This is a genomic window from Teichococcus rhizosphaerae, assembly GCF_002631185.1.
GTDB lineage: Bacteria > Pseudomonadota > Alphaproteobacteria > Acetobacterales > Acetobacteraceae > Pseudoroseomonas > Pseudoroseomonas rhizosphaerae.
On record NZ_PDNU01000060.1, the window covers coordinates 1 to 21,616 of the forward strand.

The window sequence follows — 21,616 nt, forward strand, 5'->3', positions numbered from 1 at the left end:
GGCGCTGGTATTTGGCGATCAGCTGCGGATCGAAGCTCGCCTGCCGGTCCCGCGGGATCTCCAGCGCCAGCTTGCCACTGTCGGTCACCACCGACTTCCGGCCATAGCCATTGCGGCTGTTGCCCGCGCCTCCTTCCCCAGCCAGATGGTGGTCCATCTCGGCGTTCAGCGCCCGCTCGGCGAGCGCCTTCTTCAGCTCATCCAGCAGGCCGCCCTGCTCAAAGGCCGTCTTGGCATCGGCACCGGCCAGCAGCTGGTCCAGGATAGCGTCCGGGATCCGGGGCTCTTTCCGTCGGGCCATAGGGGGTCTCCTTCTTCCCTACTATGCCCCGCCCCACACGAAATTCCTGACAGTCCCCAGCGCGTAGATCATCGCGGCCCGCTCACCACCACGGTCGCTGCCTGCGAACAGCCATGCCTTTCTGCCGAGGGCCACACCGCGGAGCGCGCGCTCGGGTGGCGTCATCGCCGAGGTGGCGCGTCGTTGGTAGGTCTGCTCACAGCAGGTGCTCAGATGATCAACTGGACCAATGAAGTCAGGCGGCGAGAGTAACCCGCGCCTGGTTGAGCAGTGCCACGCGCTCGGCCAAGCCGGTCAGCCCGCCGTTGATACGGCGGGTGAGGGCGGAGAAGTCACCGGTGTCAGCGAGCGCGTTGCAGCCGTGGTTGGCCCACCACCAGGCGGCCGCCTCGGCCGCGCCGGTCGGCGTTTCCAAGCAGGCCGGCAGGGTCTCCAGCGGTACGCCGAGCGCCGCGGCGCAGCGGGTGTAGTTGGCCCGGCCGGTGATCTGCAGCGCGCCGCGGCCGCGGTACCGCCAGCCATCGTTGAGCTCGACGTTGCCGAGCTGCTGCAGGCCCCAGGCGCCGCCATAGACTTGATTGGCGATCGCCTGCTGCTGCGCCGGGCGGCCGGGCTTGCGGCCCAGCGCAGCCGCCTGGGTGGCGGTGATGCGGTGTGCGCCGAAGACCGGCACTAGGCGCTCGGCCGCGTAGTCCAGGCTCTCCACCAGCCGGGTTAAGCCGGCGCTCTCGTGGCCGATCTGGGCCAGGAAGGCGGCGCGGCGGGCCGGCGTGGTGATGCCGTACCGCGCCATAGCCGGCGCCAGGGCCGCGGCCCAGGCCCCCGGATCGGCAAGGCGGGGGAAGAGCTGGCGGAGCTGCGCGGCGGTGACCAGCGGCAGGGGCGCGGGCGCCACGGCCGGCAGGACGGCTGGGACGGCGGCCGTGGTCGGCGCCGGCCGCAGCGCCGCCAGCAAGCGGCTGAGCCAGCTCACTGGCCGAGCAGCGGCAGCAGGAGGGCGACGATGTCGGACAGGGTCATGCCCGCGCTGACGACGCGCTCCCAGCTCTCTGGGGCGAGCTGCACGCCCAGCAGGCCGAGCAGCGTGGCGATGGCGAGCCAGGTGGCGCGCTGGCGCAGCCGCGCCAGGACTACATTCACCATGGAAAGATCTCCGGACATGCGCCATCACGCCGCAGGCGGATGCCGGCGGCGGGGGAGCGGCGCGGGAAACGGGTGAGGGAGGAGGCTTAGGGCGTACCCCTCCGGTGACGGCCGCCTACCGGCGCGTGGCTGAACCTGTCTTCTGATCTTATCGACGCTCGTAGGAGCGTTGCTAAGGACAGGACGGGGTGGTGATGGAGATCATCAGCGGCATTGAACGGCGCCGGCATTGGCGGGTCGAGGACAAGCTGCGCATCGTTGCCGAGGCCGAGAGCCCGGGCGCCTGCTTTGCGGAGGTTGCGCGGCGGCACGAGGTGAGTCGCAGCGTGCTGTGGGCCTGGCGCAAGCAGGTGCGATCCGGCGCCCTGGCAGCGGAGCCAGAGCCTGTCTTTCTGCCGGTGCAGGTGGTGCAGGAAGCCGCGCCCATGGCGTCGCCGGCGGCGTTGCAGGGTACGTCGCCCCCGGCCGATCTGGACCAATGCCGGCCGGCGCAGCAGATCGAGATCGTGCTCCCGGACGGCACCGCGCTGCGCGTGTCGGAGAGCGTGGGCAGCACGGCGCTGCGGCGGGTGCTGGCGGCGCTGCGCGGATGATCCCGGTTCGCTCGGGCGTCCGGGTCTGGCTGGCGGTGGGCCACACGGACATGCGACGCGGCATGCACGGCCTGGCCTTGCAGGTGCAGCAGGCGCTTGGGCGCGATCCCCATGCGGGAGATCTCTATGTGTTTCGCGGCAAGGCCGGATCGCTCATCAAGATCATTTGGCATGACGGCATCGGCATGTCGCTCTACGCCAAGCGGCTGGAGCGGGGGCGCTTCATCTGGCCCTCGCCGGCGGATGGCTGCGTGGCGATCTCCGGCGCGCAGCTGGCCTACATGCTGGATGGCATCGACTGGAGGAACCCGCAGCGGACCTGGCGCCCGGAGGTGGCGGGGTAGCGCGGGCGGCGAGGCGTATTTTTCCGGTGCCAAGGGCGGCGAGGCGTGTTTCCATCCTCGCCGTGTCCAGCCCCGTCGCCACCCCGCCGGATGATGTCGCCGCGCTCAAGGCTGCGCTGCAGGCGGCTACCACGCGGGCGCTCGAGGTCGAGGCGGAGTTGGCCAATGCCAGGGCGCGCGCCTCCGACGATCAGGCGCTGATCGCGCACCAGCAGTTGCAGATCGCCAAGCTGCAGCACCAACTCTACGGTCAGCGTTCCGAGCGTGTGGTGCGATTGCTCGATCAGCTCGCCCTGGGGTTCGACGAACTGGCGAGTTCGGCGACCGAGGACGAGATCACCGCCGAACAGGCCGCGGCGCGCACCACCCAGGTCGCGCCGTTCACCCGCCGGCGACCGGCGCGCCAGCCCTTTCCCGAGCATCTGCCGCGCGAACGCGTGGTCGAGCCCGCGCCCACCGCCTGCCAGTGCTGCGGCAGCGTCCGGCTGCGCAAGCTGGGCGAGGACATCACCGAGACCCTCGAGGTGATCCCGCGCAGTTGGAAGGTCATTCAGCGCGTGCGGGAGAAGTTCTCCTGCCGCGCCTGCGAGAAGGTCAGCCAGGCGCCAGCGCCGTTCCACGTGACGCCGCGCGGCTGGGCCGGTCCCAGCCTGCTGGCAATGGTCATGTTCGAGAAGTTTGGCCAGCACCAGCCGCTCAATCGGCAAGCCGAGCGCTATGCCCGGGAGGGCGTGCCGCTCAGCCTGTCTACCCTCGCCGACCAGGTGGGCGCCTGCTGCGCGGCCCTGGCGCCGCTGTCGCGCTGCCTCGATGCCCATGTGCTGGCCGCCGAGCGGCTGCATGGCGACGACACCACCGTGCCGGTGCTGGCCAGCGGCAAGACCGATACCGGACGATGTTGGGTCTATGTCCGCGATGACAGGCCATTCGGCGGCACAACTGCCCCGGCGGCGATGTTCCGCTATTCGCGCGACCGCGGCGGGGCGCATCCGCAGGAGCATTTGGCTGGCTATGCCGGGTTGCTCCAGGCCGACGCCTACAGCGGCTACGGCAAGCTCTACGATGCCACCCGCCAGCCTGGACCGATCCAAGAGGCGGCATGCTGGGTGCATGCGCGACGGCCGTTCTTTGTCCTGGCGGATCTGACGCAAAACGCGTGCCGGGTGGCTGAGGGCAGGAGTGCCGGCGTGATCTCACCGATTGCGTTGGAGGCGGTGCGTCGCATCGATGTGCTGTTCGAGATCGAGCGTGGCATCAATGGCCGCAGCGCCGAGCAGCGGCGCGCTGTGCGCCAATCCGTCAGTGCACCGCTGGTCGCGGAGTTCGAAGCCTGGATGCGCGAGCAGCGTTCCAGGCTGTCCCGCACGCACGACCTCGCCCGCGCCATGGACTACATGCTGAAGCGCTGGCCGGCGTTCACGCGGTTCCTCGATGACGGCCGGGTCTGCCTCTCGAACAATGCCGCCGAACGCGCCCTGCGCGGCATAGCGCTCGGCAGGAAGTCCTGGCTGTTCGCGGGGTCCGACCGCGGCGGCCAGCGCGCGGCGGCGATGTATTCGCTGATCGTCACCGCAAAGCTCAACAACGTCGATCCGCAGGCTTGGCTGGCCGATGTGCTCGGCCGGATCGCCACCCATCCGGCCAGCAGGGTTGCCGAACTGCTGCCCTGGAACTGGCAGGCTGGCCGAGTGCCGACCACCAAGGCCGCCTGACCATGCCCGCCATCTCCGCCGTGTTCACCATCAACCATGTCGCCGCTTTGCTTGGGGAAGACGAGGGGTGGCTGCATGATCTCTCCATCGACATGTTCCCAGAGGATGGCTGCCTGCACGTCTACGGTGTTGGCGAAGATGGCGTCACCGCTTTCACCCAGGACGGCATCCATAATCTGAAGCAGATCATCGACGACGAGCGGAAGGACGGGCGCGCTCCGTCGAAGCCAGAAACCGCCAAATAGCACGACAGGTGCGGGGTTCACCGGATGCTTACGCATCAACCGCCTGAAGAACTGCTGCCGCGTCGCTACCCGCTACGACCACACCGCCAGCAGTTTCCTCGGATTTGTCCAACTCGCTGCCATCCGCCTATGGATCAGCTTTGTCCACGCCGCCTAGCTTCTGCACAAGGCTCCAGATCAGCGCCCAACCGGCATCATTTGCGTAGCCGTACCTTTCGATGCGGAATTGCTTCAGTATCTCCACCCGTTGGTCGTCCATTAGCAGCTCTGAGAGTAAATCAACGGAGGCGAGGCGTCCTGCCTCGCGCCAGCGTGGCGCCTCCTCATCGTGCATCATTGCCGTGTGGCCAGGGATGAAGAGCTGGACCAGCGGCACGCAGCCGCGATGCATCAGCTCGCGCAAGACGGCAAAGATGCTGTCCTCTCCCAACTCCGCCACAAGGTAGGCAGCGGTCTGCCGCTTCTCCACCACCTGCACATAGTCCTGCAGCGGCGTGAAGACCACGTCGCGATGACGGTCCCGGGCGGCGCCGTGCTCGGTGGCGCTGTTGGAGGCGGCATCATAGACCACCTCGACGCGCCGGTCGGTGGTCAGGCGGCAGACTTCTAGGGCGAGATCCAGCAGGTCGCTTTCGAGTGTGCGGGAGAGCAGGGTCACCATGCGCCGCTCCTGGCTCGTGAGGATGCGCAAGGCTTGGCTCGCGTGTCCGCGCCAGAGGAAGGGGATGGCGCGGCGAGTGACCGGCAAGCTACCCGTAGCCGCCAGCAGGGAGGATAGGGTCGTGTCGAAGGCCACCGCCTCCTCGAAGACCTGACTCGCGGCCTCGGCAAAGTGGATGATCCCGACGTCCGGCACACTCTGCGCAAGTGCGGCCACCGGAATGAAGGCCGTCATAGGAAGCGGGCGGCGGCGTGCGGGGAAGTCGGCGGGAATGCAGGTGAACCAGACGCCCGGATGGTCGGCCTCCATCAGCTTGCGGAACGCCATCACGGGTACGCTCTGCGAGCCCATCGCCGCTCCGAGTCGTGAGCCCAGTGCTTCCGCGGTCCCCGGGGAGCAAATGATCGATCCCCAGCACCGCAGGCGCTGGATCGCCTGGGGCTCGACCGCCGTGGCCGGCCCTTCGATGTAGAAGGCAACCTTCATCTGGTGCGCGATGTACTCGGCGGCCTCCACTGCATGGTCGAGAAGGAGGGAGTGCCTGCTCAGCTCCCGCGCATGGAGGGTGATGATGAGCGCCGGCTCGACCTGCTGAGCCTGCTCCAGGCTTCTCTCCAGCGCCTCGGCCACCTGGCGCCCGGCATCATGCATGGACTGCCGCGAGGCATGTTCCAGCTCGTCGATCAAAGAGCGGTCGCGCACCACCGCGGCGCAAGCCCGCATCATGTCCTGGAAGGAGGGGAGGGTCTGGAAGCGGTGGGTCGGAATATATCCCTCAAAGCAGTGCGAATGAGCAATGACGCCTTTGCCATAGCTCATCGCCTCGCCGATCTTGATCTTGAGGCCGGTCGAGAAGGACATCGGTCCGAGGACGATATCCACGGAGTCGTAGAACTCATCCATCGTATCGACGCGGCCGAGCAGCCGCACGAACGGCAGGTGCCCGACACGCAGGAGGTCGCAGCATGTCCCCGCGACCACGATCTCGCAGGGGAGCAGCGTTCTGCGAAGATAGGCATGCGCCACGTCGAGGAAATTGGTGAAGTTGCGGACGTTGATGTTGTTTCGCGCTCCTACCATGCCAAAGGTGATCACCTCACCCGGTTTGCGGGTATAGCGGGGAACAACCGGTTCGGCATGCAGCAGGGTGAGGACCTGCCGGTCGGTAAGGGCGCGGAAGAGGTTTTCTTCCTCCTTCTTGATCGCCCAGACCACGTCGGCGCGTCCAAGGGCGATGCGCTCCTGCTCCTCAGAGGTGTAGAAGAACTCAGGGGCAATGCCGTTGGCCTCAAGGACCTCGCGCCGGCCAGCGAAGCGGTCATGCGTGTCGAGGATGCGGATAGTCCCCTCGGGAACGAATTCCAGCGCTTTGGAAAGCCAAGTATAGTTTACGATGACGACGTCGAAGCGATGGGTGGCGAAGATCCATCGGAGCATGTCGCCGATGCCGGGGTCCCACCATTCGTCGATCTGGTGAAAGGCGCCGTGCTGCGGCGGCATGTGCAGCGGCTGGGTCACCGGCGCCACGTAATAGTTGTCCCACTGCGACATCATGGCGTGCTGCGTATCGAGCGAGATCCTCTCGCGCCAGTCAGCCTCGCCCGGGTAGTGCAGGAAGGTGATGGAGGCGCCGAGCTCCTTGATGCGCTGGCAGACATGGAAAATGCGCCGGCGATTGCCGAAGTCGATTGGATAGGTCGGTGTCGGAGACACCACCAGAACACTTTTGCGGGCCCACAGGCTCGCAACGGCGAGGTTGGCCCTAGTCATCGTCCACCTCATGCACGCCGCTCAGCATAATGGTGGTGAAGTTGTAGATCGTCGCCAGTTGCCAGCGGAACCTCCCCGGGTCGTCCTGGTGCAGGGCCAGCGCGCGCACGGTGCGTTCGGCGGGGGGAGTATGCAAAAAGAAGTCCTTAATGTCGCTCCAGATCCGTTCGACGTCGGGGCCTTCCTCTGTGGTTGCCGCGCGGACGCGGTCAGAGACGGCCTGCCAAGCGACGCGCCGGCGGAACCACTCCTGCCGCAGCCGTGCCGGCTCCACTAAGTGATCAACCGCGGCGACAGGGTCATAGACGACACGGCCGCCCTGCGCCCTAATATGGTCGGTCAGGGCAACTTCCTCGTTGGACATCAGGCTGTTGCCGGAGCCGACCCGGCCCAGGGAGACATCGAACCCGCCGAGCTGGCGCAAGGTGGCGGTGCGGTAGGCGATGTTGGCGCCGGCGACCCATTCCTGCCCGGTTAGGAAGCGCGCCTCGTCGCCGTAGTTCACCACGGAGATATAGCCGAGCAGTTCGTCGCCGAGCCAGGAGGGGCGCGGCGCCCCCCAAATGGGGCGCACTTGGCCGCCCACGACTTGGCAGGTCTCGCCGAATACCTTGAAGGTGCGGCAGAGGCTCTCCGCCCAGGCAGGATCGGCGATGGCGTCATCGTCCAGGAAGGCAATCAGCGGCGCCGCGGCTAGTCGGATGGCGACGTTGCGGGCGTTCGACAGGCCAGGCGTGGCCTCGTGCACCCAGCGCAGATTGCCCAGGTGCGTGTAGCTGGCCTGCTGCTGCTGCGAATTCTCCGTACTGGGCGAGTTGTCGACGATCAGAATCTCGAACTGATCCGCGGGCAAAGTCTGGCGCGTCAGGGATTCGATCGCCAAGCCCAGGAGATCGTAACGCTTGTACGTACAGATCGCCACGGTGAGTTTCATCCCGCCGCTCCTTCTGGCGTGCCGTGCCGGACTACCGGATGGCCGGTTTAATCTTCACGCTGCGAAAGGCGACACCGAGGCGCCGGCTGTCCTCCTCCCCGCGCTCGGCCGGGCAGAAGGTGTGAGGGATGTGGAAGATGATCTCGGAGGCGGCGACGTCTGGCGTGACAGGGAAGGGATCGCTCCGGATCATCTTGTCGCCGCAATGCACTGGCACCGTGACGCCATCCACTAGCAGCGTTATCTCGGCGCGATTCCGCTCGTCGCCGAAAGAGAACATGAGAGCATCGAGCTGCACCGGAACCGAGCGATCGATCCACACTTGAAAGCGGGCGGTGGCGTTCGGCCCGGTCCAACGGTAGGGGCCGTCCTCGGCGTACTCTAGAGGATAGAAGCCGTCCAAGGCGTCCAACGCCTCGCGCATGTCGATTTCGGCAAGCGATGGTAGTTGCATGATCGCCTCGGACGGGCCGGGCGAGGCGGGCGCTTCCGGGTTACGGAGGGCGGCGGCATAAGCCTTCTGCTTCTGTTTCAGGCGCGCAATCTCAAAACTGAGAATGGCGAGCTGCTCGCAGACCCCTGCCTTCAGCTCCTCCCCCGACTTATCGCTCAATTCTCTGTGGATGGAAGCTAATATATCGCTGTATGAGAGGTTTCCCTGAATTCGCATCAACCGACTTCCAGTTCTGCTCGCAGCCGCCCGCGACTCTCCCACTAAGTGTCGTGCGCCGCTCCTTCTGTCCAGTATGAGTTGAGGGCAGCCCTGCTGTCTCTCCAGAGGAGGGCGCGCGCAACCGCCTTGTATCTCTCAGTTGCCAACCGGCGGTGAGCCGGCAAGGCTGGCGACGGACGGGAACCTGCACACGCCTTGGGTGACCGAGCCCGCTTCTGAGCTCGGGATCCCGTCCGCCGTCCCATCCGGGAACCCGAACGGTCGCTTGGGCCGCCGCCGTAGAGCTGTGAGCCCGCATTCGCAAGGACGGGTCATGGATCAGCCCTCCCCTCCGGCCTTTGCCGGAATCGACGTGTCCAAGGACCGCCTCGACGTGCACCTGAAGCCGTCGGGGCAGAGCTTCGCCGTTCCTCGTGACGGGCCCGGCCTTGAGCATCTTCTGGCGCGGCTGCGCGAGGCGGCGCCTGCCCTCGTCGTGCTGGAGGCCACCGGCGGCTCCGAGTTCACCGTCGCCGCGGCCCTCGCCGGCGCCGGCCTGCCGCTCGCAGTCGTCAATCCGCGCCAGGTCCGCGACTTCGCCCGCGCCACGGGGTGGCTCGTCAAGACCGACCGGCTCGACGCGGAAGCCATCGCGCTGTTCGCCGAACGCATCCGCCCCGAGCCGCGCCCGGTGCCGGGCCACGACGCCCAGGCGCTGGCCGAATTCGTCGCCCGTTGCCGCCAGATCGTCGAGATGATCGGCATGGAGCAGAACCGCCGCCGCCAGGCGCGCACGTCCGGCGTGGCCCGCACCGTCGCCGCGACGCTCAAGGTCCTGGAGGCGCAACTCGCCGGGATCGACCGCAACATCGACGGCTCCGTGCGCGGCTCGCCCGCTTGGCGCGCCGCCGACAACCTGCTCCAGAGCGTGCCCGGCATCGGCGCCATCGCCTCGCGCACCCTCATCGCCCAGATGCCGGAACTCGGCCACCTCGGCAGGCGCCAGGCCGCGGCACTGATCGGCCTCGCTCCCATCAACCGCGACAGCGGCCAGATGCGGGGGCGCCGCGCCATCGCGGGCGGCAGGGCCAGCATCCGCAAGGTCCTCTTCATGGCAACTCTCGCCGCCATCCGATGGAACCCCGCCATCCGCGGCCACTTCCAGCAGCTCACCGCCCGAGGTCGACCCAAAAAGGTCGCCAGCGTCGCATGCATGCGCAAGCTCCTCGGCATCCTCAACGCCATCGTCAGGACCCAACAGCCATGGCGCCACGCTTGACCCGCAACACGGTCGCTCAGTAGATCAGGTCAGCCACTCGCCGGAAGAACTTCAGGTTCTCATAGCGGCAGTCGTCTAGGTAATCGCTGTAGGCGCGCGCCCGGGGCAGCACTTCCTTCCAGGTTTCCACTGTGGCCATGGCCGGTGGGCACTTATAGCCGTGGAATTTGGAGGAATAGGGAAAGCAGACGACTTTGCGGCCCATCAGGCTCGCCCAATATGCGCCGTGGTAGGAGTTGGTCATCACCACCTCGCCGCGCGCCAGAAAGGCGAGGGTGCCTTCCAGCGAACTTTCGTTCGTCATGGCGGGGAAGTCGGGCAGCTCGGGCCTGCTGATCCTGGGGTCGGCGTTGAAAAAGGTAACGATCTCCGTCTCAGCCGGCGGGACGGAGTCGAAGAAATCTGCCATGCAGCTGGCGCAGGGAACGTAGATGCCGCCTTCCCGCCCAAACTCCCGCAGGCCGAGCAAATCAAATCCGCTGGGGGGGGCAGGGTGGCAGCTCGAGCCATGCTGCGAAGCGCCGATGCCCCAGGCGACCTTATGACGGGCCTTCGCGCGTTGCTGGACGGCTTGCTTGCCTGCCATCATGTACTCGATCGCGCCGCCACCAAGGACAACCGCGTGGGCTTCAGGCAACTCCCCGCTGATATCGGTCAGCTTCTTGTCTGGGAAGCCGAAATATTCATAGGGTGTGCAGGCCAAGTCCCCCACGTTCTTCGTGCGCCTGTGATTGGCGAACAGTATCATCCTGTGTCCTTCTGGCCACCCTCAAGGCCGGCACGTAGCGGAGCAATCACACAGCCAAGCTCTAGCAGATCCTTGGTCCGCAAGGAAACGGCACCACAGGCCCGCCGTACCTTCGGTCACGCCACCCGATTGCATCATGCACCCATTGCGCGGGAAATGGGTAAAATCGAAAACTATACCGCGCGCCCTACATCCTGCAAGGCGCCATGGACGCTGTGCTGCATGCGCCTGTGGTATTTGGCCGGGATCTCTGCCTGTGCGCCGCGGTCGTGCACATCCTGGCGTATGTCATCACTGGCTGTAGCCGTGATCCGCGAGCGGAATGCCCGGCTTGCTGTCCCGCTCCTCCCGCGCCGCTGCATGCGATGTCCCCGGCCTGGGTCCGTCGTTTCGGCACCAGCGTAGGCGGATCAAAACCGGAATCCAACTTTAAGATGTTTTCCTGCGGCTGCACTGGTATTCTCTTGGTGCTCCACAACATCCATAGGGTTCCTCGCTTGAGCTCCACCGTCACCCGTCTCCGCGTCCAGGATGAGGACTTTCTCGTCGCCGCGATGATCGAGCGCTGCCCGAAGACGATGATGATCCGGGAGTTGTTCAAGAACGCGCTCGAGGCGGCGGCAACGGCGCCGGAGGGCCAGCGGCGGGTCGAGTTCTCCGCCCTACCGGTGAACGGCGTGCCGAAGCTCGCGCTCTGGAACTCCGGCCAGGGCCTGACCGGCCCTGAACTCTACCGGATGTGCGACATCGCCGCCTCCATCCGCAAGGAGAACGCGCTCGACCGCAACTTCGGCATGGGCGCGAAGGTTGCCTCGCTGCCCTCCAACCAGGGCGGTATGCGCTACCGCTCGGCGCATGAGGGCGCGGTGCAGGAGGTGATGATCGGCAAGTTCGATGGCATCTACGGCCGCCTGCTGCGCCCTGGTCCGGGCGGCATCCCGGCCGAGGTCATCGCCGTGACGGAGGCCGCGCGGGCCGAGGGGCGCGACCCCGCCGCCGACTGGACCGAGGTGGTGCTGTTCGGCAACAAGCCGGACCAGAACACCGTGATCGACCCCTATGGCGGCAACCCGCGCAGCGCGAGGAATTGGCTGGTCGAGGCCGTCCGCAGCCGCTTCTTCCGCTTCCCGGAGGAGGTGGAGATCGTCTTCCGCGCCGGCGTCGCGTACCTGAAGGAGGACCGCCGCCTGGTCAGCCTGGCCAGCCGGCTGGCGGCCCTGCAGCAGTACGAGGCGGTGCGCACGCCGGAAGGCATCACCATCCACTACGCCTACAACCCCGCGCTGCTGGAGCCGGGCGCGGGCAGCGGCGCCGAGGCCTGGAACACCGGCGAGAGCATGGGGGCGCTGGTCTACCAGGACGAGATCTACAGCATCCTGCGCGGCGCCGCTTGGCTGAAGGAGGCGCCCAGCTTCGGCCTTCCCTTCCTGGCGCGTGCGGTGACGGTGCTGGTCGAACTGCCCAACGACTATTCCGTGCTGCCGGAAGCCTACCGCGAGTTCCTCCGCTACCGGAGCGAGCGGCAGGAGCAGGTGCGGGTGCACGACTTTGCCGCCCTCGCGGTGCGCCACCAGCCGGACTGGCTGAAGCGCCTGCTCGCCGAGGCAGTGCCGCGCGCCGACTATATTGACGACATCCTCGCCGAGATGCGGGAGATGCTGGAGAAGCTCGGCGTGGCGCTGCGCCGCCCGAACGAGGCGCCGAACTTCCGGCCGAAGGCGCTGGCCCCCAACCCGCCGCAGGAGACCGGCGAGCCGATGCCCTTCCGGGCGGAGAAGCCGCCCGCCATCATCCTGTTGCGGGACCCGACGGACATCGCCGGCCGCGGCCTGGCCCACCGCGCGGCCGCCTACTATGCGGAGACGCACCAGCTCCATATCAACCTGCAGTATGCAGTGATCGGCGAGACCGCGCAGCTTCTCGCGGCCGGTGCGCCCGCCGAGTACGACATCGAGGGCGTGCAGGCGGCAGCCCAGCTCGTCGCCGAGCGGGCGATGGTCGGCCGCGTCGCCCGGGCGCTGACGCATGCCCTCGCCAAGCGGGGACGGCCGCGGGAATGGGCCGAGGGCAGTCTGCGCCTGGTCTTCTCGCCGGAAGCTCTGACCCTGGCGGCGGACGACACGCAGACCGGCCGGCACGACACCGAGGCGAGCTTCGCGGAGGCCCTCAGGAGGGTGCCGAAGGCCGCCACGCCGGAGCCCGGGCCCGAAGAACCGCCCGCTCCCAGTGAAGCGGAGGCGGCGCCCACCGAGGGCGCTACCGCCCCGGAGGCTGTGGTGGAGAACGCTTCGCCGGCGGTCGCTCACGCCGAGCCGGCGAAGCAGCCGCAGGCCTCAGGCCGCGCGCTTCCCCTCCGCCTCGGCGTTCTGCTATTCAGCGCGCTGCGCCGCATGATCCCGTCTGTTGCGAGGCGCCAGCACTGAAGAGAGAGTTACGAATTGATGGCATTGCCCTCGTGTTTAGTCCCAAGATTTCATGGTGCGGGTCTGATTTGAAACGGTGTGGCTGATCTGCCCATGCTTTGCAGATGGCCTCGTAGGGGGTCAGGCCCTGTAAGGTCTTCAGGCGCCGGGCAAAGTTGTAGGCGGCCAGGAAGTCGGCGAGGGGTGTGCGAAGCTGGTCGTGTGAGCCGTAGTGGAAGCGCTTGACGGTGGCTTCCTTGATGGTCCGGTTCATCCGTTCGACCTGACCGTTATCCGGCATGATGCCCCTGGTGCCCTGATGTTTCTGCTGATCCTGAGCGGATCGGCGCTATGGTGAGACCATCCGGGACGTGGGGCACCGGGAGCACGCAAGTGCGGGCAGGCCGACCCTCAAACGATGGGTTGTGAGCCCGAGCCGTTATTTGGCCGCCCCTGCGGCTCGCCCGTATGCGCTGCGAGCGCGGATCCGTAGTTGCCGTGTTGCCCGCCGGCTCCCGTGACGTGGAACAGGATGGCAAGGAGGCAGGCCGGTGAGAGTCATAGGACTGGACATCCACCGCGTGTTCGCCGAGGCGGTGATGCTGGACGACGGCAAGGTTGTCCGGCTCGGACGGGTCGGCATGACGCGAGACCACCTTGAGGCATTCGCCCGCACGCTGACCCACGACGATCACGTCGTGGTGGAGGCGATGGGGAATGCCGCCGCAGTCGTGGAGGTGGTCGCGCCGCATGTCGGGCGGGTGGTGATCGCCAACCCGTGGCAGGTGCGGCTGATCGCACATGCCAAGATCAAGACCGACACGATCGACGCGACGGTGCTGGCCAGGCTCTATGCCAGCAACTTCCTGCCCGAGGTTTGGGTGCCGGACGCGAGAACGCAGGCGCTGCGCCGGCAGGTCACGCGGCGCAACCAGATCGTGCGCCAGCGGGTGCGGCTCAAGATCATCACCCAGTCGATCCTGCATGCTCATCTGATGCCGCAGTGTCCGCATGCCGAGCTGTTCGGCATCCGGGGACGTGCCTGGCTCCTGGCCCAACCCCTGCCGCCTGATGAGCAGGACGCGGTGGAGCGGCACCTGCGCGAGTATGATCGCCTGGGCGAGGATCTCAAGGTCGTGGAGCGCGAGCTGGCGCGCGACGCCCTGGCGGATGCCACCATCAAGCGCCTGATGACCATCCCGGGCATCGACATGGTGGTGGCGCTCGGGCTGTCGGCAGCTATCGGGCCTATCTCCCGGTTCCAGGGGCCGCCTCAGCTCGTCGCTTATCTTGGCCTGAACCCCAGCGTCCATCAGTCCGGCGAGGGGCGGCCCCAGTACGGCCGTATCACCAAGCAGGGTCGGACCCATGCGCGGACCATGCTGGTCGAGGCCGCTTGGCAGGCCGTGCGTGGTCCAGGCCCCTTACGGGCGTTCTACCAGCGGGTCGCGGCCCGGCGTGGCAACCACATCGCTGCCGTGGCGGTCGCCAGGAAGCTGGCCGTGATCGTCTGGCACATGCTCGCCAAGGGCGAGGACTATGCCGGCGTCAGGCCCGCCCTGCATGCCAGGAAGCTGCGGGACCTGGAACTGCGCTCAGGGCAGCCAGAGCGACGCGGACAGCGAGGCTCTGCCTATGAGTACAACCTCACCAGGATCCGGCAGGAAGAGAAGCGTCGCGCCGAGCAAGCCGAGACCGCCTACCGGCGCCTCACCGAAGGCTGGACCAAGCGAGGACGACGGGTGCCCACGGGCGCCGCAAAGGAGGAGCGACTGTCATAGGCTGCGCGGCAGGGCTTGCACCTCGTGCCCTGCGCTGCGCCACGCGGTCACCCGTGAGCAGGAGGAAAATAGCACCCGCTGCGGAAAAGAGCTGTTCAACTTCATCCGTCGTGTGAGACGGGGCGCGGACGGTGCCGGGCCGCCCAGCGAAATTCTGTGCAACTAACTCGCGCCAGAGTTGGGCTGCGTTGCGGCAGCCCTCGGCCCAACGCCGGTCCAGCATGTCTGCAAAGGGCGCGAGGGTGCTGATGCGCGGCCGCTGCTTCCAGGACGGGGTGTGCCCGAGGCGGAGCCAGCGGCGGACCGTCTTGCGCTCGGCCCCGAGGAGGGCGGCGATACGGCTGATTGAAACCCCTTTGGCGCGCAGCCCTGCGGCTTCCTCGTAGCGCGCCTGCCTGCGGGCCAATGAGGCCTGGCTCGCCCGTGCCGCAGCATTCGGCGGACGCGGTGGGGCGGGCGGCATCGGCTCGGCTGCAACAGCGGCCGCCACCCTGTCCGCGACAGGCCGTCCCGCAGGGCGCACGGCAGCAGCGTGCCGATCGACAAGCGCGTACACGGCATCACCGAGCTTGCGCAGCAAATGCCATCGATCCGCGACCTGGACCGCAGCAGGAGCACCCTGCCGGATTCCGTCCGTGTAGGCGCCGGCGCGATCACGCGCGACAACTTCGACGCCAGGATGGCGGCGCAGCCAGGTCGCGAGTGTTTCAGCTTGACGATCGCGCAGCAGATCCACCGCCTCGGCGAACACGCGGTGGATGTCCAGTCCTATGACTCTCACCGGCCTGCCTCCTTGCCATCCTGTTCCACGTCACGGGAGCCGGCGGGCAACACGGCAACTACGGATCCGCGCTCGCAGCGCATACGGGCGAGCCGCAGGGGCGGCCAGATAACGGCTCGGGCTCACAACCCATCGTTTGAGGGTCGGCCTGCCCGCACTTGCGTGCTCCCGGTGCCCCACGTCCCGGATGGTCTCACCATAGCGCCGATCCGCTCAGGATCAGCAGAAACATCAGGGCACCAGGGGCATCATGCCGGATAACGGCACCGGCATGGCCGGTGCCCTCGGGCCACAGCGTCGCGCGCATTCTGATGGCGGACAGCAACACGCCAAAAAGAGACCGAGCGACAGTTTGCCGCGCGGATGCTGGCCGAAGCGCCCGGATTGGCCACCGCGATCGCAAGACGGCTGCGCCAAGTGCTGCGCCGCAAGGGAGGCGAGACGCTCACGGAGGTGCTCGCCGCGGCGGAGAAGACTGAACTCGCATCCCATGCCGTCAACCTGTGCCGCGACATCGATGCCGTGCAGGCCGCGCTTGACCTACCCTGGACCACGAGCCCCGTCGAAGGGCAGATCAACCGGCTCAAGCTGATCAAGCGGAGCATGTATGGCCGTGCCGGGTTCGATCTGCTTCGCAACCGCGTGCTGAACGCTGCATGACGCCGAAACGACAGCACGGAAAGTGCGGGAGAGCCCAGATCTCAGTGGCAATCAACAGCATGACCCTTCCGCGCACAAGTCTCATCAGTGGGAAGCTCTCCCGCGACCGGGGTATCCGGCTCACAGCCACCTCCATCTTGACAGCTCCAGCGCACAGAACGCCGCTTTCGATAGTAAGTACTCCTTCCGAAACACAAAAAAACGTGTATGGTGCCAATCGGTCCTTGCTAACGAGCGGAGAGGCACGATGCGGCCGCATTCGTAATCCCGGAGCCTGGACGAGAAGAGATCGAATGGCTAGCTGCAGAGGCGTGACGCAGAATGTCTAAATTGTATCAAATATTTAATGCCTCGCCTCGTGAGTTTTTCCAGGATCTTGACAGCAAGCTCAGCAATCTCTTCAGTAGGGTGCGGGATATCGAAAGCCAGATTGAGAAGATCCTTCAGCTGCACGACGTGTTCGTCCGCGAACAGCTGCCACTGCGGAGGGGCTCGGCCCCGCTGACCCGCTGGTCCTACGATGCGCGGCTGCCCAACCTGTACTTTCCCGAAGCTTATGAGCCAGAGTTCAGCAAAGAGCAGGTAAAGCGCTGGGTCAACCAGGATGGACGCATCCGAGGTTCGCTGGCGATCGACCGGAATGTGCAATATGACTTCGTAATCGAGATCGTCTCGTTTATCACGGATGCCGCGCGGCAATCCTTCAGCCTGAAGGTCAACGGACAGACCTACAACTGGCTTAGCGTGGCCCAGGACCGCTTCTGGACGATTGTCTTGGAGGATCCACAAGCCTCGACGCTGGATTTCGAGCTGTCCATCGATCCCGCCGCGCGCGCTGAAGGCGAGTCCGTCAGCTTCGCCTTCTCCCACATCGACATCCGCCAGCGGCACTGAGGGTCGAGCCGGAATGCGCCCGAAGCTGAGCATCATCATCTGCTCGTACGATCGCTATGACAGTCTTCATGAGACGATCGAATGGCTGTTCGGACGCAGCGACTTCAGCGACGCGCGGCACGAGCTGCTGGTGGTCGAGAACACCCCGGCCAAGCTTCGAAAGCCGATCCATGTACCATCGGGGCGCAATGTCCGCGTGGGCGTATGCGACGACACCGGCCTGTCACACGCGCGCAACTACGGCATTGCGCATTCCTTTGGCGAGATCATCGTATTCCTTGATGACGATGCGTTGGTAAGCCCAACCTGGCACTCTGCCATCGAGGAGGCCTTCGACAGCCATCCGGATGCGCCGATCGTCGGGGGCAAAGTAGTGCCGCACTACCGTGGCGAAACGCCGCCGTGGTACGACGACAGGCTTTCCGGCTACCTCTCCTGCATCGACTGGGGCAAGGCTACCCGCCGCCTCCGCCCAGGCGAATGGATCGTGGGCGCCAACATGGCCTTCCGGCGCGAAGTGTTTGAGCAGGTGGGCGTGTTCAACACCAGCCTCGGCCGTAAGGGCGCTGCCTCGCTCCTTTCCAACGAGGAGATCGCGCTGCTCGAGCGCGTGGGCATCAACCGCATCCTCTACGCGCCGAAGATGGAAGTGGAGCACATCATCCCGGCCGACCGGCTGACACTAAAGTGGTTCCGCCGCCGCGTGTACTGGCAGGCTGTCTCCGACATGGTGTCCGGCTCCACCTATGCGGATGAAGCCGCCACCATACGCGAGTATCGCGAAATCATCATGCAGTTGCCGGCGGAGCACCGGAACCTCAGTTCGCTGAGCTTCGAGCCTAAGACCTTCGCCGAGTTCTCGCTGCAGCTCCGGGCCGTCTATCTGGCGGCTGTCACTATGGGTTCCGGTCTCGATGTATCAACATCTCCAGTCCAAAGTGCCTGAGGTTAGGCGGCCTGCAGAGACGGCCGGGCGCCATGCTGCCCAACCCGGCTGGAAAGATGCGCGTCGCCCGGGAGTGGTGATGCCGGCGCGGAGTTAAGTTATGAACACTTTGGTTACCAAGCTGAAGGTCAGCGACGAAGACTTCCTGATCGCCAGCCTGATCGAGCGCTGTCCCAAGGTCATGATGCTGCGGGAGCTCGTGCAGAACGCGCTGGAGGCCGCCAGTATGGCGCCTGCGGGCCAGCGGAGTGTCGAGATCACGACCACGATGGTCGAGGGTGCCCGTAAGCTCGTGATCTGCAACACCGGTCCCGGCATGAGTGGCGCCGCGCTCCACCAGATGTGCGACATCGCCTCCTCGATTGGCAAGCTCAAGGGCCTGGAAGGCAATTTCGGCATGGGGGCGAAGGTAGCCTCGCTGCCTTCCAATACCCTGGGCATACGCTATCGCTCCTGCAGCGGTGGTCGCGTGCACGAGGTGACCATCGGCAAACGCAACGGCGTGTATGGTCGCATCTGGCGCCGCGCACCCGGCAGCAGCTCCCTGCCCGGCATGGAGCGGATGGTGGACGTGGCGGAGGTGACGGCGCTCGTCAGGGATGAAGGTTTACCCCTTGACCATGACTGGACTGAGGTGGTGCTGCTCGGCAACCGGCCGGAGCAGGATACCGCCGCCGAACCGTTCGACGGCGATCCGGCCGTGCCAAAGGATTGGATCTGTGCCGGCCTCTATGGGCGCTTCTTTCGCATCGTCGGGGGCATCACGATCACCATTGCGCCCGACCTGCAGCCCCATCCGGAGCCGCAGCGCTTCGCGACGCTGATGGAGCGTGCATCGACCGCCTTTGAACGCTACGAGACGGTACGGACCGAAAACGGGATTGTCATCCACTATCTCTACGATCCCCCGCATCCGGAGAAGCCCTGGCTCAACACTTCTAGTATCGGTGCGTTGCAGCCCACTGCCAGCGGCGGCGCCGTCGTCCACCGGGACGAGATCTATGCCAGCGTCAGCGGCTCACCTTGGGCCTATAATGGTCCGCTCTACGGAATCACGTTCGGCGCGCGGCACACCTCGATCTATGTGGAGCTACCGAACTCCTATCCCGTCATCGTGGACGGCTACCGGCAGTTCCTGCGCTACAAGACCGGCGCGCAGGACATCGTGGCCCTGGCCGATTTCGCGGCGCTGATCCGCGCCAATTGTCCGGCTTGGCTGCAGCAGAAGATCCGCCCTGCCTCGCAGGCGCAGCCTGGCAGTTTCGATGTCCAGAAGGAAATGGAGGAGCTGCGGGCGCGCCTCGGCTTTAAGACCGAGGGCGAGGCGGCACTCGCGCTTCCCACTCTGGTGCCGCTGCGCGACGAGGAGGACATTCGTCACCGCTGGCTGCTCAACCGCGCCGGATGCTACTACCCCGAGACAAACGAGCTGCTCGTCAACCTCACCTACCATTCCGTCGCTCTCCTTCAGGCGGAGCTAGAGAAGGCATTCAAAGACTACGCCGACAGCGCTCCGCTTGCCGCCTGGACGCGTGAGGTCGCGGAGTTGGTGCTGGTCCGCCGTGTCGCGCGCGCCCTTCTCTTCGCACTGACCAAGCGCGACCAGAAGGATACCTGGCATGAGGGTCATATCGAGAAGGCGATGGCGCCCGAGAGTCTCTCGATCGTGGCGGATGACACGCTTGAATCGCTGCCATGGGCGTGGAACCTCCTCAACAAGCGCATCAAGGCGGCAAAGCCGTAGGGCGCCGCTGCCGCCCGACCCTGACAGGTCCATGCCATCCGGAGAGCACGCTTGCGCCAAGCTCTAATTGTCTCCCCTTTCGCCAGCAGCCCCGCCGATGCTGGGCATCGCCGTCGCGTGCTGCAAATGACACGTCTGCTGAAGGAGAACGGCTACCGCATCACATTCATCCTGCTGGCCTTCGAAGGCGGCTGGTACTGGTCTTTCGACCAGGAAGGCTATGAGCAGATGAAGCGGGACTGGCACGAGGTCATCGTCGTCCCGGCCGCCCGCAACGTGGCGCTGCCGCCGAAGAACGGGGAGCAGCACGAGCTGGACGAGTGGTGGGACCCGCTGCTGGAGCAGACGGTAGTGAACCTCTGCTCGCGCCGCCACTTCGACGTGGTCGTAGCGCATAACGTCTGGCTGTCCAAGGTCTTCGACTGCGTCCCCTCTACCACTGTGAAGATGCTGGAAACGCACGACCTCTTCTGGCGTCGCCCGGATATCTTTCGCCGCGCCGGGCTGCAGCCGGAGTTCTTCATGCCTTCGGAGGCAGCTGAGCTCTTCGGGATCAATCGCAGCGACGTCGTCGTGATGATCCAGGAGAGTGAGGCGATCGAGCTCGTCCGCAGGACTTCCCGCCACGTCGTGACGCTTTCGTACTACGACCCGGAGTTGGAGCAGGAGGCGCCGCCGCTCGAGCGCTACGACTACATCCACCCCGAAAAGGTATCGTTCGGTTTTCTTGGCTCTGCCAATGGTTTCAACGTGCGCGGCATGAACGCGCTTGTGGCAGCACTGGAGAAGGTGATCATCGAAACCTATGCGCCGGTGGAGCTGGTGGTTGGCGGCGCGGTCGGCCGGCACCTTGAAGGCCGCCTGCCAATACGGCAGCTCGGCCGTGTCCCGCGGGAGGCGGACCTTTACCTCCAGGCCGATATCGCCATCGCGCCGGTCTTCGACGGTACCGGCTTCAAGGTCAAGACGGCCGACGTTCTCGCGCTCGGCATGCCCATGCTGGCCGCCGAGCACGCGGCTGAAGGCACTGCACTTGACCCGTCGCTGGTCTTCCCGACGCCCGAGGCCATGGCTTGGCGCATGGCGGAAATCGCTCTGAAGCGCCCTCCCCTGGCGCCGATACGCAATGCCGTCCTACAGGCACGGGCGCAACTGCGAGCGCAGATCGCGCAGGGCGAGGGGAATGCCCTGCGCGTCCTCCGCGAGTTCTACCCGCCGATCGTCTTCAATCTCGCCGGTGCCAGGCTGGAGGAGGACGTGCTGATGCTGATGAGCGTCATCAGCAGGGCGCGCGAGTTGGCCAGCCACCGGCCCGTTCTGCTCGTCGCGGAGAAGCCGCTTTGCGAGCTGTTGCGAGGTGTGCTGATGCCAGGCGTGAAGGCGATCCTGCGCGAGGATTATCTCGCCCATTTCGTGCAGTCGTCCAGCAGCATTGTGGTCGAGATGGGCACCACCGAGGCGGCGATGCTGCCGCTCGGCGCCGGAAGCGTGCGCGAAACTGAGCCTTTCTGGCGGCACTGGGACCGCCCCGCTGCGGCCGGTGAAGGCCTTGTCGCACGTCAGCCGCTGTTCAGCGCCGACCTTTCCTGGTACCCGGCGGCGGAGCACCTGCGCAAGAGCTGGCTGCGCCAAGTGCCCGAGGCTCGCCCTTCCGATCACCGGCTTCTGCTTGTCTTCTCCCTGCCTGGTTCGGGCGGAAGCCGGGTTCAGGTTCAGCCGGGGCGCGCAATCCAGCTTGTCGATATTGCCGACCGCGAGGCTGTCTCCGGCGCGCTGATGCGCCTGCTCGCGGGGCCTGTGGACGCGGTGGAATGCGTCTGGGCGGCACCCGCCGGCTGCGGCCTCAGCCGAATCGTGGTCGAACTCTGCATCATGACGCGCGTACCGCTTTGGGGCGCCCCACAGGATGCCTTCCTGTTCCAGGGGCGCCTCAGCCCGCAAGGCGGTAAGGAAGCGCAGGATAGGGCGGCAGAGGCCCTGCGCGCGCATTTCAGGAGAGCGGCGTGATACGGCACGCCTCAGACAG

20 protein-coding genes and 2 pseudogenes are annotated in these 21,616 nt (G+C 66.1%); 12 read left to right on the forward strand and 10 right to left on the reverse strand.

Going from position 1 to position 21,616, the window contains the following annotated elements; all coding sequences use genetic code 11:
- The 4 genes and pseudogenes from CR162_RS19775 to CR162_RS22550 all read right to left on the reverse strand — a co-directional run.
- A partial coding sequence (locus tag CR162_RS19775; protein WP_176559948.1) for a transposase occupies positions 1-301 on the reverse strand: 301 nt, incomplete at its 3' end.
- A 57-nt stretch (positions 302-358) separates the two neighbouring features.
- Positions 359-454, reverse strand: a pseudogene (locus CR162_RS22210) (IS66 family transposase); the annotation flags it as partial.
- Between the two features lie 82 nt (positions 455-536).
- A complete protein-coding gene (locus CR162_RS19780) occupies positions 537-1,274 on the reverse strand; it encodes a glycoside hydrolase family 19 protein (protein WP_218014945.1) in 738 nt (245 codons plus the stop codon).
- Positions 1,271-1,444, reverse strand: coding sequence for a hypothetical protein (locus CR162_RS22550; RefSeq protein ID WP_176559949.1), 174 nt, complete (start codon positions 1,442-1,444; stop codon positions 1,271-1,273). Before CR162_RS22550 ends, CR162_RS19780 begins: the two co-directional genes overlap by 4 nt.
- A 194-nt stretch (positions 1,445-1,638) precedes the next feature.
- On the opposite strand from CR162_RS22550, the gene tnpA reads away from it, so the two are divergent.
- The 4 genes from tnpA to CR162_RS19800 all read left to right on the forward strand — a co-directional run bounded on the left by tnpA (position 1,639) and on the right by CR162_RS19800 (position 4,338).
- Entirely contained in the window at positions 1,639-2,037 is a 399-nt protein-coding gene (gene tnpA, locus CR162_RS19785) for an IS66-like element accessory protein TnpA (protein WP_099097238.1), read from the forward strand.
- A complete protein-coding gene (gene tnpB / locus CR162_RS19790; RefSeq protein ID WP_099097239.1) occupies positions 2,034-2,381 on the forward strand; it encodes an IS66 family insertion sequence element accessory protein TnpB in 348 nt (115 codons plus the stop codon). Before tnpA ends, tnpB begins: the two co-directional genes overlap by 4 nt.
- Before the next feature lie 62 nt (positions 2,382-2,443).
- Complete coding sequence (gene tnpC / locus CR162_RS19795; RefSeq protein WP_141563253.1) at positions 2,444-4,093, forward strand: IS66 family transposase; 1,650 nt, start codon at positions 2,444-2,446, stop codon at positions 4,091-4,093.
- A 2-nt stretch (positions 4,094-4,095) separates the two neighbouring features.
- Complete coding sequence (locus CR162_RS19800; protein ID WP_099097240.1) at positions 4,096-4,338, forward strand: hypothetical protein; 243 nt, start codon at positions 4,096-4,098, stop codon at positions 4,336-4,338.
- 127 nt (positions 4,339-4,465) lie between these two features.
- Here CR162_RS19800 and CR162_RS19810 read toward each other — a convergent pair whose 3' ends face one another.
- Genes CR162_RS19810 through CR162_RS19820 form a run of 3 tightly spaced genes read right to left on the reverse strand, consistent with a single transcriptional unit; the run spans position 4,466 to position 8,316 of the window.
- Entirely contained in the window at positions 4,466-6,769 is a 2,304-nt protein-coding gene (locus tag CR162_RS19810) for a glycosyltransferase (RefSeq protein ID WP_176559950.1), read from the reverse strand.
- Positions 6,762-7,703 carry a glycosyltransferase gene (locus CR162_RS19815; RefSeq protein ID WP_099097242.1) on the reverse strand — a complete coding sequence of 314 codons (942 nt, stop codon included), beginning with the start codon at positions 7,701-7,703 and terminating at the stop codon, positions 6,762-6,764. Before CR162_RS19815 ends, CR162_RS19810 begins: the two co-directional genes overlap by 8 nt.
- A 31-nt stretch (positions 7,704-7,734) precedes the next feature.
- The gene (locus CR162_RS19820; RefSeq protein WP_141563254.1) at positions 7,735-8,316 is read right to left on the reverse strand and encodes a hypothetical protein; all 582 of its coding nucleotides are present in this window, start codon (positions 8,314-8,316) and stop codon (positions 7,735-7,737) included.
- Positions 8,317-8,689: 373 nt separating this feature from the next.
- Here CR162_RS19820 and CR162_RS19825 point away from each other — a divergent pair, with 373 nt between their 5' ends.
- Entirely contained in the window at positions 8,690-9,634 is a 945-nt protein-coding gene (locus tag CR162_RS19825; RefSeq protein ID WP_099097244.1) for an IS110 family transposase, read from the forward strand.
- A gap of 16 nt (positions 9,635-9,650) precedes the next feature.
- Here the strand turns inward: CR162_RS19825 and CR162_RS19830 are convergent, their stop codons facing one another.
- A complete protein-coding gene (locus CR162_RS19830; RefSeq protein WP_099097245.1) occupies positions 9,651-10,382 on the reverse strand; it encodes a glycosyltransferase family protein in 732 nt (243 codons plus the stop codon).
- Between the two features lie 497 nt (positions 10,383-10,879).
- Here CR162_RS19830 and CR162_RS19835 point away from each other — a divergent pair, with 497 nt between their 5' ends.
- A complete protein-coding gene (locus CR162_RS19835; protein WP_176559951.1) occupies positions 10,880-12,805 on the forward strand; it encodes an ATP-binding protein in 1,926 nt (641 codons plus the stop codon).
- Here CR162_RS19835 and CR162_RS19840 read toward each other — a convergent pair.
- Positions 12,756-13,076 (reverse strand): annotated as a pseudogene (locus tag CR162_RS19840) (integrase core domain-containing protein); the annotation flags it as partial. The gene CR162_RS19835 and the pseudogene CR162_RS19840 overlap by 50 nt on opposite strands.
- Before the next feature lie 259 nt (positions 13,077-13,335).
- On the opposite strand from CR162_RS19840, the gene CR162_RS19845 reads away from it, so the two are divergent.
- Positions 13,336-14,565, forward strand: a complete 1,230-nt coding sequence (locus tag CR162_RS19845; protein ID WP_099097246.1) for an IS110 family RNA-guided transposase — start codon at positions 13,336-13,338, stop codon at positions 14,563-14,565.
- On the opposite strand, the gene CR162_RS23280 is transcribed toward CR162_RS19845, so the two are convergent.
- Positions 14,495-15,346 carry a transposase gene (locus tag CR162_RS23280; RefSeq protein ID WP_099097247.1) on the reverse strand — a complete coding sequence of 284 codons (852 nt, stop codon included), beginning with the start codon at positions 15,344-15,346 and terminating at the stop codon, positions 14,495-14,497. The genes CR162_RS19845 and CR162_RS23280 overlap by 71 nt on opposite strands.
- A 363-nt stretch (positions 15,347-15,709) precedes the next feature.
- Between CR162_RS23280 and CR162_RS23350 the strand changes: the two genes are divergently transcribed.
- The 5 genes from CR162_RS23350 (at position 15,710) to CR162_RS19875 (ending at position 21,597) form a co-directional block, all read left to right on the forward strand.
- Positions 15,710-16,006 carry a hypothetical protein gene (locus CR162_RS23350; RefSeq protein WP_302466621.1) on the forward strand — a complete coding sequence of 99 codons (297 nt, stop codon included), beginning with the start codon at positions 15,710-15,712 and terminating at the stop codon, positions 16,004-16,006.
- 321 nt (positions 16,007-16,327) lie between these two features.
- Positions 16,328-16,900, forward strand: a complete 573-nt coding sequence (locus tag CR162_RS19860; RefSeq protein WP_141563255.1) for a hypothetical protein — start codon at positions 16,328-16,330, stop codon at positions 16,898-16,900.
- A 13-nt stretch (positions 16,901-16,913) separates the two neighbouring features.
- Entirely contained in the window at positions 16,914-17,846 is a 933-nt protein-coding gene (locus CR162_RS19865) for a glycosyltransferase family 2 protein (RefSeq protein ID WP_099097249.1), read from the forward strand.
- 100 nt (positions 17,847-17,946) lie between these two features.
- Positions 17,947-19,590, forward strand: a complete 1,644-nt coding sequence (locus tag CR162_RS19870; protein WP_099097250.1) for an ATP-binding protein — start codon at positions 17,947-17,949, stop codon at positions 19,588-19,590.
- A 126-nt stretch (positions 19,591-19,716) separates the two neighbouring features.
- Entirely contained in the window at positions 19,717-21,597 is a 1,881-nt protein-coding gene (locus tag CR162_RS19875; RefSeq protein WP_099097251.1) for a glycosyltransferase, read from the forward strand.
- The last annotated feature ends 19 nt before the right edge of the window (positions 21,598-21,616 follow it).

Bases quoted from the DNA above. Each gene is read 5' to 3' on its own strand.
- CR162_RS19860 (WP_141563255.1), top strand. From the start codon at position 16,328: ATGTCTAAATTGTATCAAATATTTAATGCCTCGCCTCGTGAGTTTTTC.
- CR162_RS19815 (WP_099097242.1), bottom strand. From the start codon at position 7,703: ATGAAACTCACCGTGGCGATCTGTACGTACAAGCGTTACGATCTCCTG.
- tnpB (WP_099097239.1), top strand. From the start codon at position 2,034: ATGATCCCGGTTCGCTCGGGCGTCCGGGTCTGGCTGGCGGTGGGCCAC.
- CR162_RS23350 (WP_302466621.1), top strand. From the start codon at position 15,710: ATGCTGGCCGAAGCGCCCGGATTGGCCACCGCGATCGCAAGACGGCTG.
- tnpA (WP_099097238.1), top strand. From the start codon at position 1,639: ATGGAGATCATCAGCGGCATTGAACGGCGCCGGCATTGGCGGGTCGAG.
- CR162_RS19825 (WP_099097244.1), top strand. From the start codon at position 8,690: ATGGATCAGCCCTCCCCTCCGGCCTTTGCCGGAATCGACGTGTCCAAG.
- CR162_RS22550 (WP_176559949.1), bottom strand. From the start codon at position 1,444: ATGGTGAATGTAGTCCTGGCGCGGCTGCGCCAGCGCGCCACCTGGCTC.
- CR162_RS19870 (WP_099097250.1), top strand. From the start codon at position 17,947: ATGAACACTTTGGTTACCAAGCTGAAGGTCAGCGACGAAGACTTCCTG.
- CR162_RS19800 (WP_099097240.1), top strand. From the start codon at position 4,096: ATGCCCGCCATCTCCGCCGTGTTCACCATCAACCATGTCGCCGCTTTG.
- CR162_RS19875 (WP_099097251.1), top strand. From the start codon at position 19,717: ATGACACGTCTGCTGAAGGAGAACGGCTACCGCATCACATTCATCCTG.
- CR162_RS19810 (WP_176559950.1), bottom strand. From the start codon at position 6,769: ATGACTAGGGCCAACCTCGCCGTTGCGAGCCTGTGGGCCCGCAAAAGT.
- CR162_RS19865 (WP_099097249.1), top strand. From the start codon at position 16,914: ATGCGCCCGAAGCTGAGCATCATCATCTGCTCGTACGATCGCTATGAC.
- CR162_RS19830 (WP_099097245.1), bottom strand. From the start codon at position 10,382: ATGATACTGTTCGCCAATCACAGGCGCACGAAGAACGTGGGGGACTTG.